The following is a 16,895-nucleotide window of genomic DNA, read 5'->3' as shown; positions in this document are numbered from 1 at the left end:
GCGGTTGCATGCTTTCGGCGGACAGACTAGGATGGCCGCATGCCGAAGCCGACAGCGCCGGTCGACCGGCCCGTCATCACGCCAGTGGAGGCGTCAGGGCTGGTGGGTGAGTGGCGCGATCTGCTGGCCCGGCACGCGACGACCTCGTGCGCTCTGGAAAAGGAACTGCAAGGCCGCCACCACATCGGGCTCAGCGAATTCGAAACCCTGGACCGCCTCGTCGAATCCGGCAGCGACAGCTGCAAGATGAGCGATCTGGCCAATGACATCTATCTCAGCCAGAGCGCGCTCTCCCGCACGGTGGCGAGACTCGAGCGCGACGGACTGGTCGACCGCACGCTGTGTACCGAGGATCGCCGCGCGATCTTCGTCTGCGTCACGGAAAAAGGGCGCGAACTGCATCGGCAGGCCGCGCCCACACACCGTGAGGTGCTGGCCCAGAATCTGGGCTAGACCGCCGCGCGCAGCGTCTCGATGACCGGAAGCGCGTCCACCGCAATGGAACTCACCGCCGCGGAGGCTTCGCGGTAGCGCTCGACCTCGTGCTCCTTGTCCAGATACGAGGAGCCGGTCAGGGCTTCCACGTACACCACCGGCGGTTCGGTGGGTTCGCCTGCGGCGGTGGGGAATTCGAGCAGCACGAAGCGGCCCGCGTCCATGCCGTGGTGGTAGCCGCACTCGGCGGGCAGCAGCCGCAGCCGGACATTGGGCAGTTCGGCGAGTTTGCGCAGCCGGTCCAGCTGGCCGCGGGTCACGTCGTCGCCGCCGATACGATGCCAGAGCACCGCCTCGGCGATCACCACATCCAGTTGCAGCGGCGATTCCGCGCGGGTGAGCAGCGATTGGCGCGCGGTGCGCACCCGGACCCGGCGGTCCAGCTGTTCGGCGGAGATGCCCGGGTAGGCTCCGGCCAGCACCGCGCGGTAGTACTGCTCGGTCTGCAAAAGCCCTGGTACCAGCTCGTTCTCATAGCTGGTGAGCCGGCGCGCCGCCTCCTCGAGCCCGATGTAGACCTCGTAGCCCTCGTCGATCACGTCACTGAACTCGGTCCACCAGCCGCGGGCCTTGGTCTCCCGGGCCAACGTGGTGAGCGGTTCGATGGCGTCCTCCGGAGCGCCGTAGATGCGGCACATGGCCTCGACATCCAGACTGCGCAAAGACGTCTGTCCGGTTTCGATTCGCCAGATCTTGGCCTCGGACCATTCCAAGCGCTGTGCGGCCACCCGGGTCGTCATGCGCGCCCGATTGCGCAGGTCGCGCAGGTGCCGGCCGAGCTGGCGGCGCGGCACGGTCGATCCGGTAATCCCCTGCGGTAGAGCCATTCGTCCCCCTAAACCAGTGTTGCGATCGCATTGTTGCACAGGAAAACTCAGCGATCCATGGACGCGGGACGCGGCCTGGGGGGCAGATTTCGCACCGCCTCGTGGCCAGGATAGCGGCCGCCGGCCGGCCTACTTCCGGGACGAGCGCCGGCGGAAGCGCCAGAACTGAACTGCCTGAACATCTTTGGACAACTGATTGACCGGTTCGGCCACATCCGAGAGGGCCTGGAACAGATCGTCGGCCATATCGGAGATGTGCGCGACCCGAGCCGCCAGCCGGGAGGCATTGAGAACGAACTCCAGCAGCAGGCGCACCACCGCGGCGATCACCAGGCCCAGCGGGACCGCGAACACCACCGCGAACACGATGCCCAGCCAGGCCGAAATTCGCCACAACCCTATGGTTCCCACGATCGGGATGGCGACGGCGCTCGCCAGGCCCAGCAGATATGCCAGCGGCAGCAGCGTGCGGGTGGCGGCGCGCTGGAACTGCAGGTCCAGCAGGGCACGGGCGGCGTCCACGCTCCAGGAGCCGAAAGCGCCTGGGCTGGCGAAGGGTTCGACCGGCTCTTCGGCCTCCTCGTCCGCCGCCAGCCGCCCGGACATACGCCGGGTGGCGGACTCCTTGAAGGCGGCCCAGCGCCCCTCGGTGATGATCTCGTCGAACTCGTCGTATTCCTCGAGCTCGGCCGTGTTCCCGCCCGATTGATCGGTCATGCCGACGATCTCCTCTCCCGCAGACCTTTTCGGCCGACTCAGTGTCTCCGGTAACGCCGGGGTGCCGCAGGCTGAGCCAGTGTGGTGTAGAACACGTCACTCTCGCGGGCAGGCCCTGGGCTCCGGGTCCGACGGCAGACCCCTTGACGGTGTTGTCGCAGGCAGGGCCGCTACATCGAGGTCGTGTCGCAGCTGGGCCATGGTCACCATCGGGTCGGCACAAACCGGACGAATGACGCTCCGGGACACCATCGGACCCGACTTGAAAAAGAAGGTGTAACACCGCGAACCCCACGTTCCGATACGAGGCACAGAGCAGGAATTCAGAACTACCGGGGAATGGAGAAACCAGTGCGTACGACGTTTTCGTCAGCCGTTGCGGAATCCGCGCAGGACTACATCCGGCGCGGCTGGACGGTCGCCGAAACCGCCAATGGCGTGTGCCTGGTCACCGACGAGAACATCGCGGGCATCGAGGTCACCGGCGACACCGCCGCCTTCGTGCGCCGCTACCTACGGGCCAATGACCTGACCGGCCCGGTCATCGAGATCCCGGGCGCCGAGCGCCGCGAGATCCACCTCGTCACCGGCCTGCGCAAGGCCGAACGCGCCATCGAGGCACTGCGTGAGTCCGGCGTGGTCGTCTACGCCGACGGCGCAGGCATCCCGCTGCCGCCGACCAAGCTGTCCGCCGGTGCGGCCTGCTGGGGCGTCGCCCCGCACGAGGCCCGCTGGGTCCCGCCGGTGGTCGCCATCGCCGCCGGTGTCCGCGCCGCCGCCAAGGGAGCGCCGCAGGCGGCCCGTATCGCCTCCTGACGCTCACAACGACACTAGACCCGCGAGTGCACCCCGGCGCTCGCGGGTTTTGCCGTATCCGCTTCCGAACGTTGCAAATTAAGCGATAACGGACATAATCCGAGGCTCCGGCATCGGCGGCCGCCGGGAGTCCGCGTCCGGCATTCCGGGCGGCCAGAGGTGTTCCGCCCGGTACGTTTCCGGGCGATCATGAGGTATGACCCACGTCACGGACAGCCCTCGGACATTGCTACGCACCTGCCCGCTCTGCGAAGCGGTGTGCGGCCTCGAGCTCACCCTGGACAGCACCGATCACATCGTCTCGGTGCGCGGTGACCACGCCGATCCCTTCAGCCGGGGCTTCATCTGCCCCAAGGGCGCCACCCTCGGACATCTCGACGCCGATCCGGATCGGCTGACCGCGCCCATGATTCGCGACCGCGCCACCGACACCTGGCGGGAGGCGAGCTGGGACGAGGCCTTCGGGGTGATCCGGGAGCGGCTGCCGCAGGTGACGGCCGCGCACGGCAATCAGGCGGTGGGGCTGTACCTGGGCAATCCCAATGCGCACACCGTGGCCGGGGCACTGTACGTGCCGCTGCTGATCCGGGCGCTGGGCACCCGGAACCTCTTCTCCGCCAGCACCGCCGACCAGATGCCCAAGCAGGTGTCGAGCGGGCTGATGTTCGGTGATCCGCTCACCGTGGCGGTGCCGGACCTGGACCGCACCGACTATCTGCTGATGCTGGGCGCGAATCCGCTGGAGTCCAATGGATCGCTGTGCACCGCACCGGATTTCCCGGGCCGGTTGAAGGCGCTGCGGCAGCGCGGCGGGCGGCTGGTGGTGGTGGATCCGCGGCGCACACGCACCGCCAAGCTGGCCGACGAGCACGTGTTCGTGCGGCCGGGCAGTGATGCCTACCTGCTGTTCGGGATCGTCCACACGTTGTTCGCGGAGGGCCTGACCGACGTCCGGGTCGAGGTGAACGGGCTGGACGAGGTGCGGGCCGCGGCAGCCGAATTCACGCCGGAGCTGGTATCCGGGCGCACCGGGGTGCCCGGCGAGACTATCGTGCGCATCGCGCGCGAGCTGGCCGCCGCGCCGACGGCCGCCGTCTACGCCCGGATCGGCACCTGCACGGCCGAATTCGGCACGCTCACGCAGTGGCTGGTGGACGTCGTCAATGTGCTCACCGGCAATTTCGACTCACCCGGCGGGGCCATGTTCGCGACGGGGGCGGCGCTGGGCATCGTGCGGTCGCGGCCGTTCCGCCTCGCGCGCTGGGCCAGCCGGGTGCGCGAATTGCCGGAGGCCATGGGTGAACTGCCGGTGGCCACCCTGGCGGACGAGATCCGCACGCCCGGCGACGGGCAGATCCGGGCCATGGTGACGGTAGCGGGCAATCCGGTGCTTTCCGCACCCAGCGGCGCGCGTCTCGACACCGCCTTCGCCGGACTGGAATTCATGGTGAGCGTGGACCGCTACCTCAACGAAACCACCCGCCACGCGGACGTCATCCTGCCGCCCCCGCGCATCCTGCAGTCACCGCACTACGATTTCGCGCTGCTCAATTTCGCGGTCCACAACTACGCCCGCTACTCGCGGCCGCTGGTGCCGCTCGGCGCGAACGAGCTGTCCGAGGCCGAGGTGCTGGCGCGGCTGGCCCTGGCCGTGTCGGGCCAGGAAGCCCAGCCCGGACTGGATCCGCTCGGTGCCGTCGACGAGATCGTCATCGCCGGGACCCTGCACAAGGCCGGCCTGGCCGACCGCCGCGGCGAACTGCTCGGCACGAACACCACCGAACAGCGGCTGGACCTGATGTTGCGCCTGGGCCCCTTCGGCGAATGGTCCACCACGCCGGACGACGAGCACGAATGGCGCGGCAAGCTGAATCTGCAAGTGCTGCTGGACAATCCGCACGGCATCGATCTGGGGCCGCTGGAGCCCCGGCTGCCGGGTGTGCTGCGGACGGCCTCGCGCCGGGTCGAGCTGGCACCCGCCGAACTGCTGGCCGACCTGGACCGGCTGCGGGCGCGGCTGGGGGTCGAGCGGCCGGAGATGGTGCTGGTGGGGCGGCGGCAGCTGCGATCCAACAACAGCTGGCTGCACAATGTGCCGCCGCTGGTGGGCGGGTCGAATCGGTGCACGCTGCACATCCATCCGGAGGACGCGGCGCGGCTGGGGTTGAACGGGCAGGCCGTGGTGAAGTCGGCGGCAGGCACGCTGACCGTGGACGTGGAGCCGACCGAGGACATCATGCCCGGCGTGGTCAGCCTGCCGCACGGCTGGGGACACGGGGACAGCACGCAGACCGTCGCGCGCGAGCACGCCGGGGTGAATGCCAATGCGCTGACCGATGATTCGCTGGTGGATGCCCCGTCCGGGAACGCCGTGTTCAATGGCGTGCCGGTGACGCTCACCCGGGCGTGAGGCGGAGCCGAACCACACCGTGCCCGCAGCCGGAGTCGGCGTGCCTGAAAGACCCTTCAGTATTTATGTTTCGAGTACCGAAGATCAGCGCCACCTAGGGGGATGACGGCCGCACGCCACCCCGGAAACTCTGCGATATGGACAAATCAGGAATGCGAAATCCCCGCGCCCCCTGGGGATCTCGCATTCCTGCGGTCCACAACGACGAGCAGCATCCCCGCAGCCGAGGGCCGAAGGTCCCTTGTGGGTCCTTTCATCCGGGAGGATCCTCCCTCGGGAAGGTTTGTCCGGCAGCAGTCGAGGAAGTCCCACCAGGGCAGATACGCCGATTCACGCATTAGCCACACGAAAATAGTTAAACCGTATAGGATTTCGGATGGCCGAAGTTCGTGGCCGAGCCTCTTCCATCCGGTATTCAGCTACCAAAGGGGGCGCACGATGCCCGGTATCAGAAACGGCAGCGACGGCGAACGGGAACTGCAGGAGCGATACGGTACCGAGGAACGGGCGCAACGCTTCTACTCCGATCAAGTGCGAGATCGGCTCAATACCCACATGATCGATTTCATCCGGCACATGGACATGGCCTTCATCGCCACCTCCGACAAGCACGGTGAATGCGATGCCAGCTTCCGCGCCGGCAAAGCGGGCTTCCTGCACGTGATCGACGATCGCACCGTCGCCTATCCCGAATATCGCGGCAACGGCGTGATGGCCAGCCTCGGCAATATTCTCGAGAACCCTCATGTCGGCATTCTCATGATCGATTTCGTGCACGACCTGATCGGCCTGCACCTCAATGGCACCGCGCGCATCGTGGACGACGCGCTCATGCGCCGCTGCGTCCCCGACCTGCCGGCCGATACCCGGGGCCGCATTCCGGAGCGCTGGGTGGTGGTGGATGTGGAGGAGGCCTACATCCACTGCCGCAAGCACATTCCACACCTGGTCCCGGCCGGGCGCGAGCAGCGCCAATGGGGTACCGACAATGTGCGCGCCAAGGGCGGCGACTACTTCCGGGCGAAGGAAGAGACCAACGCCCTGGTCGAGTCCTAGTCGATCTTGAAGATCACCGCGCGCTGAACAATGAAGTTGATCACGGTGGCGGTGCCCTGCGCGACGCAGAAGGCGAGCCAGATCCGCCACCACGCATCCGGCAGCGCGTAATAGCAGAGCTGGTTGATGCCGACCTGCAACGCGAAGGTCACCGCGTACAGCAGCACCACCGCGATGAAGCGCTGGCGGCTCGGCTCGGCTCGGAAGGTCCAGCGCCGGTTGATCAGGTACGCCGTGGTCGTGCCCGCGATGAAGCTGATGGACTTGGCCACCGGCAGCGGCAGTCCGACCAGCTTGAACAGCAGGGTGTACAGACCGAAGTCGACAATGGCGGACAGGCCACCGGTGACCGCGAATCGGATGATCTGCGTCTTGAGGTCAACCTCCGTACCACCCGGTTCATCGACGAGGGGCAGCTCGGGCGGCAGGGGCAGATGGGGTTCCGCGGTCACAACGCAGAAGAGTAACGCCCGGGACAAAGGACACAAGCCTCGAGACGGTTATGCCTGTAGCCTCTATGCCGATGTCCACGAAAGCTCAGACCACCACCGCGGCCGCCACCGAGCCCAGCTCGGCAGGCGAGGGCCCCGTTGTAGGCAAAGACACAGAGGGCACGGCGTCACCGGGTTCGTTCGACCTGCCGACGCAGACCCGGCGCCTGACCGGTTGGGGTCGCACCGCAGCCACCACCTCGGAAGTGCTCTCCACCGATGACCCGGAGCTGATCGCCAAGGCGGTCGCCATGGTCGCGGAGGACAACGACTCCAAGCCCGCGCACCTGCGTCGTGGCGTCATCGCCCGCGGCCTCGGCCGTTCGTACGGCGATCACGCCCAGAACGCGGGTGGCCTGGTCGTCGACATGACCGCACTCAACCGCATCCACCGCATCGACCGGGACTCCCGGCTGGTGGACGTGGACGCGGGCGTCAGCCTCGACCAGCTGATGAAGGCGGCGCTGCCGTTCGGCCTGTGGGTTCCGGTGCTGCCGGGCACCCGGCAGGTGACCGTGGGCGGGGCCATCGGCTCGGATATCCACGGCAAGAACCACCACAGCGCGGGCAGCTTCGGCAATCACGTGCGGTCCATCGATCTGCTCACCGCCGACGGCAAGGTGCAGACCATCGGGCCGAAGAAGAACGCCAAGCTGTTCTGGGCCACCGTCGGCGGCAATGGCCTGACCGGCATCGTGCTGCGCGCCACCATCGAGATGACGCCGACCGAGACGGCCTATTTCATCTCCGACGGCATCAAGACCGTCGACTTGGACGAGACGATCGCGGTCCACAAGGACGGATCCGAGGCCAATTACACCTACTCCTCCACCTGGTTCGATGTGATCTCCGGGCCGCCGAAACTGGGACGCGCCAATGTGTCTCGCGGACGGCTGGCGAAGCTCGATGAGCTGCCGAAGAAGCTGCGCAAGAATCCGCTGAAGTTCGATGCGCCGAATCTGCTGACGGTGCCGGATATCTTCCCGAGTTTCGCGGCCAACAAGTTCACGCTGGGCATGGTCGGAGAGGCGTATTACGCGCTCGGCGGCAACTACACCGGCAAGCTGATGAACTTGACGCAGTTCTACCACATGCTGGACGTGGTCTCGGAGTGGAATCGGGCCTACGGGTCCAAGGGATTCATCCAGTACCAGTTCGTGCTGCCGCCCGAGGCGCTCGACGAATTCACCAAGATCATCGTGGATATCCAGCGCTCGGGTCACCATTCGGCGCTCAATGTGCTGAAGTTCTTCGGCCCGGGCAACCCGGCGCCGCTGAGCTTCCCCATGGAGGGCTGGAACATCTGCGTCGACTTCCCGGTCCGCCCAGGTCTCAATGACTTCGTGCGCGAACTGGACCGACGCGTCCTGGAATTCGGCGGTCGCCTCTACACTGCCAAGGATTCACGGACCGACGCGGAGACCTTCCACAAGATGTACCCGCGGATCGACGAGTGGATCAAGATCCGCCGAAGCGTGGATCCCACAGGCGTTTTCATGTCCGATATGGCGAGAAGGCTGGAGCTTCAGTGATCAATGCGGTAGGGAACCCGCAATCCATTCTGCTGCTGGGCGGCACCTCGGAGATCGGCTTGGCGATCTGCGCCGAGTACCTGAAGAAGGGTCCCGCGCGCATCATCCTGGCCGCCCTGCCCGGCGACCCGCTGCGCGAGGACGCCGTGTCGCAGATGAAGGCCGCCGGTGCCACCGAGGTGCAGGTCATCGACTTCGACGCGCTCGACACCGACAGCCACCCGGCCGTGATCGACGCAGCGTGGGCCGACGGTGACGTCGACGTGGCCATCGTCGCGTTCGGCATCGACGGTGACGGCGAGATCTTCTGGCAGGACCAGCGCAAGGCCGTCATGATGGCCGAGATCAACTACACCGCGGCGGTTTCCGTCGGCGTGCTGCTCGGCGAGAAGATGAAGGCGCAGGGCTTCGGCCGCATCCTGGCCATGTCCTCGGTCGCCGGTGAGCGCGTGCGCCGGTTCAACTTCGTCTACGGCTCCACCAAGGCCGGCCTGGACGGCTTCTACCTGGGTCTCGGCGAGGCGGTCGCGAAGTTCGGTCCGCGCGTCACGGTCATCCGCCCCGGCATGGTGCGCACCCGCCTCTCCGCGCACGCCAAGGAGAACGGGCTCACCGTGAACAAGGAGGACGTCGCCCTGCTCGCGGTCGCCGCCTCCGAGAAGGGCAAGGAGATCGTCTGGGCCCCGGGCGTTTTCCGCTACGTCATGATGATCCTGCGCCACGTGCCGCGCCCGATCTTCCGCCGCCTCCCCATCTAGGCGACACATTCTCGCACCGATACGCATGCCGCGTCCGACACCCGGGCGCGGCATGCGCCGTTCCGGCCCGAAGACCCCGGACATCCGCCGGTTGGACCCGGCGGTCGGGTTCGAGTGCACCGCACTGGCTAGGCTGGCGCGCGGTCCATGGACACGAATGCGGAGGCAGGGTGCGGATGAGCAAGCGGGCGAGCGGACGGATGGGGGTGCTGGCGCGGCAGGCCGGTGGGGCTGTCGGGGAGGCGGTGCTCGCCGCGGTGGTGGCGGGCGTGGTGGCGGCGGTCGGGCTCGAGGCGTTCGCGACCGTGCACTGGCCGGCATTCAACTCCTCCAATGTGACTCGCGCGCTCACCACCGTCGGGCAGGTGGTCGCCCTGGCCGTGCTGGTGGTCGCGGTGGTGCTGCTGCGATTGCACAGGTGGCTCCGGCTGGCGAAAGTGCTGTCCTGGGCCGGGCTTTCGGCGTTCGTGACCGTGACGCTGGGCATGCCGCTGGCCGCGACGAAGCTCTATCTGTTCGGGATGTCCGTGGACCAGGAGTTCCGGACGCAATATCTGACGCGACTGACCGACAGTGCGGCGCTGCACGACATGAACTACATCGACCTGCCGCCGTTCTACCCCGCGGGCTGGTTCTGGATCGGGGGCCGGTTCGCCAGTCTGACCGGGATGGCCGGGTGGGAGGCGTTCAAGCCCTTCGCGATCATCGGCCTGGCAGTGGCGGCGGTTGTCGCTCTTGTGCTGTGGTCCAACCTGATCCGGGCGGACTGGGCGGTGGCTGTCGCCGCCGCAACCACGGCCGTGACCCTCACCTACGGCTCCCCCGAGGCGTACAGCGCGGTGCTCACCTTGCTACTCGGACCCGCGCTGGTGCTGGCCTGGGGTGCGCTGCACCGGCCCGCCGAGGTCGGCGACGATGCGGCAGAACCGACCGCGGGTGGGTGGGGCGCGGTGCTGGGTACCGGCCTGTTCCTCGGGCTCGCCGCCACCTTCTACAGCCTGTACTTCGGTGTCGCGGTCTTCGCGGTGTGCCTCATGGCGGTGATCGCCGCGGGACTCTCGATCCGGACACGGCACACCTGGCGGGCGATCATGCCGATCCTTGTACGGCTCATCGGAATCGGTGCGGTCGCGGGCCTGCTGGCGCTCACCGTGTGGACGCCCTTCCTGCTGAAGTTCCTGTCCGGCAAAGCATCTCTCGGCTCGGGCTCGGCCTTCCACTACTTGCCCGAGACGGGCTCGCGGCTGCCGCTGCCGATGACCGAATTCAATCTACTCGGCGTCTTCTGTCTGGCCGGGACCATCTGGCTGGTGCTGCGCGCGGCGAATTCGCGTCGTGCGCAGGCGCTCGGCATCGGCGTCGTCGCTATCTATCTGTGGTGTCTGCTGTCCATGGCGGCTACCGCGGCCGGGACCACGCTGCTGTCGTTCCGGCTCGAATCCCCGCTCATGGCACTGCTGTCGGCCGCCGGCGTGTTCGCCTTCGCCGAGGGCGCGCGGGCGATCTACCAGGCGCTGAACGAGCCCGGGCGGTTCCGGATCGCCGCGGCGGCGGTCGCGGTGGCCGGTGCGATCGGGTTCAGCCAGGGCATTCCGACGGTGCTGGCGGCGGAGATCACCACCGCCTACACCGATACCGACGGCAATGGTTTCCGTGCCGACACGCGACCGCCGTCGGCGGTGTCGAACTACCGCGAGGTCGACGCGACACTGCGGGAGCAGACCGGCCGGCCGCGTGACGCCAGCGTGGTGCTCACCGCGGACACCAGCTTCCTGGCCATCTACCCGTACTACGGATTCCAGGCTCTCACTTCGCATTACGCCAACCCGCTGGCCGATTTCGCGGCGCGCACCGCCGAAATCCAACGCTGGAGCACGCTGAAGACGCCGCAGGAGCTGACCGACGCGCTGAACCACTGCCGCTGGCGCGCACCGGATGCCTTTCTATTCCGGCGTTCGGGGGATGACTACACGCTGCGGCTCTCGCAGGACGTGTACCCGAACGACCCGAATGTGAAGCGGTTCACAGTGTCCTTCCCCAAGGCGCTGTTCGACGACGCGCACTACCGGATCACCGATATCGGACCGTTCACCCTGGTTGTGCGCGTCTGAACACCAGTGCGAGACCAGGATCACTTATCCCCAAAAACCCTCCGGTTTCTGTGGATAAACACCGGCTTCTGTGGATAACTTCACGACTTGCCAGTGCGATCTCAGTCGAACCCGGTAGCGTGGGCCGCTGATTGCAAGGCACCCAAGAGTTTGCGTTGCAAGGCACCGAGGAGTTTGCGCGTGACAGAGGGGTGGGCACCCAGCCCGGGGGATGACGGCGGTTCGGCGGTAGCGGTTCTCGACCACGGCGCCCCGGAAAGACCCCGCCCCAAGCTTTCTCGGCCACAGCGCGTCGCCCGCCGCATCCGGCCGGCCCGCGCCGATCTGATCGTCGCCGCGGCCTATTTGTCGCTGGCGGTGCTGGTGCTGTCGGGTCAATGGCTGCACACCGATCGCGGCTACCTGATCAAGAGCGGCCAGGATCAGACCATGTGGGAGTGGTTCTTCGCGGTCACCGCCCACAATGTCGCGCATCTGGAGAACCCGCTCGGCTCCATGCTGCAGAACTATCCCGACGGCGTGAACATGATGGCCAATACCGCCATGTTCGGTGTCGGCGTGCCGCTCACCCCGGTCACCCTGATGTTCGGGCCGACCGTCACCTTCGTGCTGGTGCTCACCGTGGGCCTGTTCGGGACCGCGTTCGCCTGGTACTGGTTGTTCTCGCGGGAACTGGTGGCGTCGAAATTCGCGGCGGCCGTGGGCGGTCTGTTCTGCGGCTTCGCCCCGGCCATGATCTCGCACGCCAACGCACACCCGAATTTCGTGGTGCTGGCGCTGCTTCCGCTGATCGTGCTGCAGCTGATCCGGATGGCACGGCGCGCGGAGCTCACCCGCGAGGTGCGCAAGGCGCGGCGCAATCGCGACGCCTTCTTTCTGGGCCTGCTGGTGGCCCTGCAGATCGCGCTCGGTGAGGAGCCGCTGCTCATCTTCGCGCTGTCCTTCGGCGTCTTCGCGCTCGCATACCACCTGCACACCCCGCGCACCGGGTTGCGCGCGCTGCGCGCCATCACCCCGACCGTGCTGCTGGCCGCGCTGATCACGGTGGCGCTCACCGAGATTCCGCTGTGGTGGCAGTTCTTCGGCCCGCAGTCCTACCGGTCCATCGAGCACGGGCCGATGAACAATGATCTCGAGGCGCTGTTCCAGTTCCCGTCCGAGTCGCTGGGCGGGATGTTCTCGCACGGGCAGAACGTGGCCATCAATCCGACCGAGGAGAATTCGTACTTCGGCTGGCCGCTGTGGATCGTGGTCACGGTGGCCGTGGCGCTCATGTGGCGGGAGCGGGCGGTGCGCGCGGCCGCCGCGGTGATCGTGGCGTTCACCGTGCTGTCGCTGGGCGCGACCCTGATGATCGGCCACCACAAAACCGGCATCACCCTGCCCTGGAAGCGGCTCGAGGATGCGCCGCTGCTGAATTCGGTGCTGGAGTCGCGCTTCACCATGGCCGCGATTCCGGCCATCGCCCTGATCCTGGCGCTGGCCACCCAGCGTGCCCTGGACTACTGGAAGGTCTCGGCGACCGACTGGCGACCGCTGGCCCTGTTCGGCGCGCTGGCCTTCGCCCTGCTGCCGCTCACCCCGACCATCCTGCCCGTGGTGCAGCGCCCGCCCACCCCGGACTTCTTCGCGGACGGCACGGTGCGCCAATACGTATCGCACGGTTCGGTGGTGGTCGCGCCGCCGCCGACCCCGCCGGACGCCCGCGCACTGCACTGGCAGGCCGACTCCGGCTTCGAATTCCCGCTCGCGGGAGGCTATTTCGTCGGTCCGACCGGCACCTCCAAGAAGGGCCGCTACGGCCCCGACGACCGGCCCACCGCAAGCCTGCTGATGAAGGCGCAGCAGTCCAAGACGATTCCGGTGGTGGACGACGCCACCCGGGCGCAGGCGCTGGCCGATCTGCGCTACTGGCAGGCCGACGTGGTGGTGCTGCCACCCACCGACAACGGCGACACCCTGCGCCTGACCGTCGACCAGCTGATCGGCTTCCCCGCCAGATACGTCGACGGCGTATGGCTCTGGGACGTGCGCGACCTGGTGGGCGCGAGCGCTCCAGCGTAGTCAGCCGACGCGGGTGTAGGTGACGTAGCCGCTGGTCGAGAGCGCGCGCGTGATCTTGCCATTGCTCAACAGCAGCTCGTGGGTGCTCTGCGGGTTGCAGCCGGAACCGCCGGAGACGAGGGTGCCGGCGCCGACCGTGATGTCGCCGGTGCCGGGAACGCCCAGCAGGCGATAGTCGAAGACACAGATCGGCCGGTTGTCGCGCAGCACCGTGGAGGTCACCACATCGTCGTTCAGGTTGCCCTGCCGGATGACCAGGCGGTAGTCGTCGGCATTGGCGTCGCTGGTGCCCGCCCACTGACCGATGAAGTCGCCCGGCACCCGGCCCGCGAGCGTCGAGGGCGGCACGGCGGCGATCGGGGTCTGCCCGCCGGTGGACATCGCGGTCGCCACGGTCGGCACCGACGCGGACACCGGTGCGCCACTTGTTCTTCCGTGGCTCTCCAGATCCACCGTCACCAGGATGGCGCCACCCGCGATCACGGTCGCGGCCAGCACCGCCAGCAGCCCGGTGAGCACGCCGCGCCCCACCCCGGACCCGGTCCGCGCCGGTTCGGGGACCCGATGCCGGTGCGGCGCAGCGTCTTCGAACGATCCGGTGCTCGCACCGTAGGCCGCGCCGTACACGGGTGCGCCGGGCTCGGTGTAGTAGCGCCCCGGACCGAGCACGGTCGGATCCGTGCGGGGTGAGCGCGGCAGGGCCGGATCGGTGTGCGGGGAACGCAGCACCGTCGGATCCGTCCGGGGCGAACGCAGCGCGGCCGGATCGGTGACGAAGCCGAGCGGCGGCGTGGTCAGCACGGTCGGCGGTGCGCTCAGCACGGTGGGCGCGGTCGCCGACCGCCACGCCGCCCGGGCAGCCTCGGCGAAATCCGTACAGCTGGGGAACCTTTCGTCCGGATGCTTGGCCAGCGCGCGGTCGAAGACCGCGTCGAAACCCGCGGACAGATCGGGGCGCACCTGGGTGACGTGCAGGGGCGGCGTGCTGGTGTGCGCGTAGATCAGCCCCGCCAGATCGGTGGCCAGGAACGGCCGGGATCCGGTGAGCAGCACGAAAAGCGTGCAGGCCAGCGAGTATTGATCGGTGCGCGGATCCAGGAAGCGGCCTGACACCTGCTCCGGCGAGGCGAAGGCGAAGGTCGCGGAGATGTCTCCGGTCTTGGTGACGTGGGTTGTTTCGTCACGCAGCCGGGCAATGCCGAAATCGGTCAGCAGGGCCCGCTCCGGGCGCCCGTCCTCGGCCGGGGAGAGCATGATGTTCGACGGCTTCACGTCCCGGTGCAGCACGCCCTTGCCGTGCGCGTAGTCCAGGGCGGAGGCGATGCCGCCGCCGACGCGCAGCGCCCGCTCGGGGGCCAGGCCCGAAAGACCGTCCGCATCAGGGCCTTCCACGAACTGCATCGCGATCCACAGGCGTCCGTCGTCGAGGCCGCGGTCGTACACCGACACGATGTTCGGGTGGTCGAAGCGGGCGGTGATATCGGCCTCCCGCTCGAAGCGCCGCCAGCCCTCGGTGTCGGCGGTCACCTCGTCCCGGTTGAAGACCTTGAGGGCGGCCAGGCGCGGTAGCCGGGGATGCCGCGCGGCATAGACGGTGCCCGAACCCCCGGCCCCGATCCAGCGTTCGATGACGTATCCGGCGATCTCCTCGCCCGGCTTCAGATCGGCCATGGTCGCGCACCTACCTACTTCAGGGGAGCCCTTTCGAGCCAGTCGGTCAGGAGGCTGTTCACCGTGTGCCCGGGCCAGCGCAGCACCATGACGAAGCGCGATCTCGGATCACCGTCGGGAAAGGAGACGGCGGCGAGCGCGCGATGGGCGTCGGTGTCCTGGGTGGCGGCCGGATCCACGCCGGCAGCCGTGGTGACGGTCAATGCGCCCGCGACGTCATCGTGGGTGCGGGTGGTGACACGGGCGTTGTTGCCGAAGAAGATCGCGGCGACGGAACTGCCCGGCCGGGTGTCGAAGTCGAAGACGTCGAAGCGCACCTGGCCGGTGCCGTCGTCGCCATTGCACAGCACGCGATGCGCGCCCTGGGCCGCCTCGCCCGGACCCGGATCCCGGGGCCGGCAGGATCCGCCCTGCCAGCCCACCGCGGTGCCGGTGGAGGCGAGCTGCCCGACCAGGCTGGGGAAGGTGCGGGCGATGGCGGCATCGTCCCGGCCCCAGGACGAGACCAGCGCGGTCGCACTGCTGTACGTGATCAGCCCGCTCACATCGGTTTTGCGGCTGATCCGCCCGTCGGGCAGCAGGGTGAGGGTGGTGGGACCGTTGGCGCGGCAGGCATTGGCCGGCTCCCGGACCACGATCTCGGAGGTGCCGATGATGAGGCGGTCGCCCTCGTGGGGCACCCGGTCCAGCGGCGCGGAGAATTCGCAGTGGAACGGTGAACCGTCGGGCAGCACGCCGTCGACGCGATTGGACAGCACCGGGTCACCGATCTTGGCCTGCTGCACGGTCAGCCGGTAGTTGGTCTGCCCCTCGGTGGCCAGCCAGGTGCCCACGAACGTGTCCGGCACCAGGCCGAGCCCGGATCGGGCCGGTGGCGAATCGCCCTGGTGCAGCGCGAAACCGACGCCCGCGGCCGTCACCGCGGCCACCGCCACCGGAACCAGGACGCGCCGGTGTAAGACGCGCTGCCACAGCGGTTTCCGGCCCCAGCTCCGGAGGTGCCTGGGCGGCGGATGCGGCAGCAGACCGGCCGCGGCGGTCACCGCCAGGGCCGGATCGGAGTAGTACGCCTGGGTGGCCGCATAGGCGAAATCCGCGCAGCTGTCGAAGCGGTCCTCCGGATCCTTGGCCAGGGCCCGGTCGAAGACCTCGTCCAGGGCCGCCGGCAGCTCGGGATTCACCTCGCTCGGGCGCAGCGGCCGCTCCCGGGTGTGGGCGTGCACCCAGCCCAGCGGATTGTCGGCGCGGAAGGGCCGGCGGTCGGTGAGCAGCACGAAAAGCGTGCAGGCCAGCGAGTATTGATCCGAGCGCGGGCCCACCGGCCGGCCGGTCACCTGCTCCGGTGATGCGAAAGCGAAAGTGGCGGAGATATTTCCGGTATGGGTGTGTTTGGTGGTCTCGTCGCGCAGCCGGGCGATGCCGAAGTCGGTGAGCAGGGCGCGCTCGGGGCGGCCGCTGTCGGGATCGGCGATGAGGATGTTGGAGGGCTTCACATCCCGGTGCAGGACGCCCTTGCCGTGCGCGTAATCCAGTGCGGCAGCGATATCGGCGCCGATGCGCAGGCCCCGATCCGGCGAAACATGGTGCAGTTCAGCGGCATCCACGCCGTCGATGTACTGCATGGAGATCCAGAACTGGTTCTCGGCGACGCCGCGGTCGTAGACCTGCACGATATTGGGGTGGTCGAAGTGGGCCGCGATATCGGCCTCGCGCTCGAAACGCCGCCAGACCTCGTCATCCTCGGCGACGTCGTCACGTTTCAAGATCTTGAGGGCCGTGAGCCGGGGTAACCGCGGATGCCGCGCCGCGTAGACGACGCCCGAACCTCCGGCACCGATTCGCCGCGCGATCACATACCCGGCGATGATTTCGCCAGGTCGCAGCTCGGTCATGCTTCCTCTTCGTCTTCCGGCCCGGCCCCACGCCCAGTTCGGATAACAACCATCC

At 67.9% G+C, this 16,895-nt stretch carries 13 protein-coding genes; 8 read left to right on the top strand and 5 right to left on the bottom strand.

Annotated elements, in window-relative coordinates:
• Positions 1-39: 39 nt before the first annotated feature.
• Entirely contained in the window at positions 40-453 is a 414-nt protein-coding gene (locus tag ACQP1O_RS00745; protein ID WP_379393130.1) for a MarR family transcriptional regulator, read from the top strand.
• Here the strand turns inward: ACQP1O_RS00745 and ACQP1O_RS00740 are convergent.
• Both ACQP1O_RS00740 and ACQP1O_RS00735 read right to left on the bottom strand, forming a co-directional pair.
• Positions 450-1,322, bottom strand: a complete 873-nt coding sequence (locus ACQP1O_RS00740) for a helix-turn-helix domain-containing protein (protein ID WP_433564023.1) — start codon at positions 1,320-1,322, stop codon at positions 450-452. The genes ACQP1O_RS00745 and ACQP1O_RS00740 overlap by 4 nt on opposite strands.
• Before the next feature lie 129 nt (positions 1,323-1,451).
• Positions 1,452-2,039, bottom strand: a complete 588-nt coding sequence (locus tag ACQP1O_RS00735) for a DUF4282 domain-containing protein (protein ID WP_433564022.1) — start codon at positions 2,037-2,039, stop codon at positions 1,452-1,454.
• A 351-nt stretch (positions 2,040-2,390) separates the two neighbouring features.
• On the opposite strand from ACQP1O_RS00735, the gene ACQP1O_RS00730 reads away from it, so the two are divergent.
• The 3 genes from ACQP1O_RS00730 to ACQP1O_RS00720 all read left to right on the top strand — a co-directional run bounded on the left by ACQP1O_RS00730 (position 2,391) and on the right by ACQP1O_RS00720 (position 6,321).
• Entirely contained in the window at positions 2,391-2,855 is a 465-nt protein-coding gene (locus ACQP1O_RS00730) for a hypothetical protein (RefSeq protein WP_433564021.1), read from the top strand.
• 196 nt (positions 2,856-3,051) lie between these two features.
• Entirely contained in the window at positions 3,052-5,265 is a 2,214-nt protein-coding gene (locus ACQP1O_RS00725) for a molybdopterin-dependent oxidoreductase (protein WP_433564020.1), read from the top strand.
• Between the two features lie 438 nt (positions 5,266-5,703).
• Positions 5,704-6,321, top strand: a complete 618-nt coding sequence (locus ACQP1O_RS00720; RefSeq protein WP_433564019.1) for a pyridoxamine 5'-phosphate oxidase family protein — start codon at positions 5,704-5,706, stop codon at positions 6,319-6,321.
• On the opposite strand, the gene ACQP1O_RS00715 is transcribed toward ACQP1O_RS00720, so the two are convergent.
• A complete protein-coding gene (locus tag ACQP1O_RS00715) occupies positions 6,318-6,773 on the bottom strand; it encodes a GtrA family protein (protein ID WP_433564018.1) in 456 nt (151 codons plus the stop codon). The genes ACQP1O_RS00720 and ACQP1O_RS00715 overlap by 4 nt on opposite strands.
• A gap of 65 nt (positions 6,774-6,838) precedes the next feature.
• Between ACQP1O_RS00715 and ACQP1O_RS00710 the strand changes: the two genes are divergently transcribed.
• The 4 genes from ACQP1O_RS00710 to ACQP1O_RS00695 all read left to right on the top strand — a co-directional run bounded on the left by ACQP1O_RS00710 (position 6,839) and on the right by ACQP1O_RS00695 (position 13,277).
• Positions 6,839-8,344: an FAD-binding protein gene (locus ACQP1O_RS00710; protein WP_433564017.1), complete on the top strand. Its 1,506-nt coding sequence runs from the start codon at positions 6,839-6,841 to the stop codon at positions 8,342-8,344.
• The gene (locus tag ACQP1O_RS00705) at positions 8,341-9,102 is read left to right on the top strand and encodes a decaprenylphospho-beta-D-erythro-pentofuranosid-2-ulose 2-reductase (protein ID WP_433564016.1); all 762 of its coding nucleotides are present in this window, start codon (positions 8,341-8,343) and stop codon (positions 9,100-9,102) included. Before ACQP1O_RS00710 ends, ACQP1O_RS00705 begins: the two co-directional genes overlap by 4 nt.
• 176 nt (positions 9,103-9,278) lie before the next feature.
• The gene (locus ACQP1O_RS00700) at positions 9,279-11,213 is read left to right on the top strand and encodes a galactan 5-O-arabinofuranosyltransferase (protein ID WP_433564015.1); all 1,935 of its coding nucleotides are present in this window, start codon (positions 9,279-9,281) and stop codon (positions 11,211-11,213) included.
• Positions 11,214-11,393: 180 nt separating this feature from the next.
• Positions 11,394-13,277, top strand: coding sequence for a glycosyl transferase (locus ACQP1O_RS00695; RefSeq protein ID WP_433564014.1), 1,884 nt, complete (start codon positions 11,394-11,396; stop codon positions 13,275-13,277).
• On the opposite strand, the gene ACQP1O_RS00690 is transcribed toward ACQP1O_RS00695, so the two are convergent.
• Complete coding sequence (locus ACQP1O_RS00690; protein WP_433564013.1) at positions 13,278-14,948, bottom strand: serine/threonine protein kinase; 1,671 nt, start codon at positions 14,946-14,948, stop codon at positions 13,278-13,280.
• A 14-nt stretch (positions 14,949-14,962) separates the two neighbouring features.
• The gene (locus ACQP1O_RS00685) at positions 14,963-16,840 is read right to left on the bottom strand and encodes a serine/threonine-protein kinase (protein ID WP_433564012.1); all 1,878 of its coding nucleotides are present in this window, start codon (positions 16,838-16,840) and stop codon (positions 14,963-14,965) included.
• Positions 16,841-16,895: the final 55 nt, after the last annotated feature.

It is taken from the genome of Nocardia sp. CA-151230 (assembly GCF_050942175.1).
Classification (GTDB): Bacteria; Actinomycetota; Actinomycetes; order Mycobacteriales; family Mycobacteriaceae; genus Nocardia.
Note: the sequence above shows the minus strand (reverse complement) of the source record. Positions and strands in the feature narration are given on the sequence as shown.

What these genes read in the sequence shown, in the direction of transcription:
- ACQP1O_RS00700 (WP_433564015.1), top strand. Translation starts at nt 9,279, where the DNA reads ATGAGCAAGCGGGCGAGCGGACGGATGGGGGTGCTGGCGCGGCAGGCC.
- ACQP1O_RS00740 (WP_433564023.1), bottom strand. Translation starts at nt 1,322, where the DNA reads ATGGCTCTACCGCAGGGGATTACCGGATCGACCGTGCCGCGCCGCCAG.
- ACQP1O_RS00735 (WP_433564022.1), bottom strand. Translation starts at nt 2,039, where the DNA reads ATGACCGATCAATCGGGCGGGAACACGGCCGAGCTCGAGGAATACGAC.
- ACQP1O_RS00745 (WP_379393130.1), top strand. Translation starts at nt 40, where the DNA reads ATGCCGAAGCCGACAGCGCCGGTCGACCGGCCCGTCATCACGCCAGTG.
- ACQP1O_RS00685 (WP_433564012.1), bottom strand. Translation starts at nt 16,840, where the DNA reads ATGACCGAGCTGCGACCTGGCGAAATCATCGCCGGGTATGTGATCGCG.
- ACQP1O_RS00725 (WP_433564020.1), top strand. Translation starts at nt 3,052, where the DNA reads ATGACCCACGTCACGGACAGCCCTCGGACATTGCTACGCACCTGCCCG.
- ACQP1O_RS00720 (WP_433564019.1), top strand. Translation starts at nt 5,704, where the DNA reads ATGCCCGGTATCAGAAACGGCAGCGACGGCGAACGGGAACTGCAGGAG.
- ACQP1O_RS00710 (WP_433564017.1), top strand. Translation starts at nt 6,839, where the DNA reads ATGCCGATGTCCACGAAAGCTCAGACCACCACCGCGGCCGCCACCGAG.
- ACQP1O_RS00690 (WP_433564013.1), bottom strand. Translation starts at nt 14,948, where the DNA reads ATGGCCGATCTGAAGCCGGGCGAGGAGATCGCCGGATACGTCATCGAA.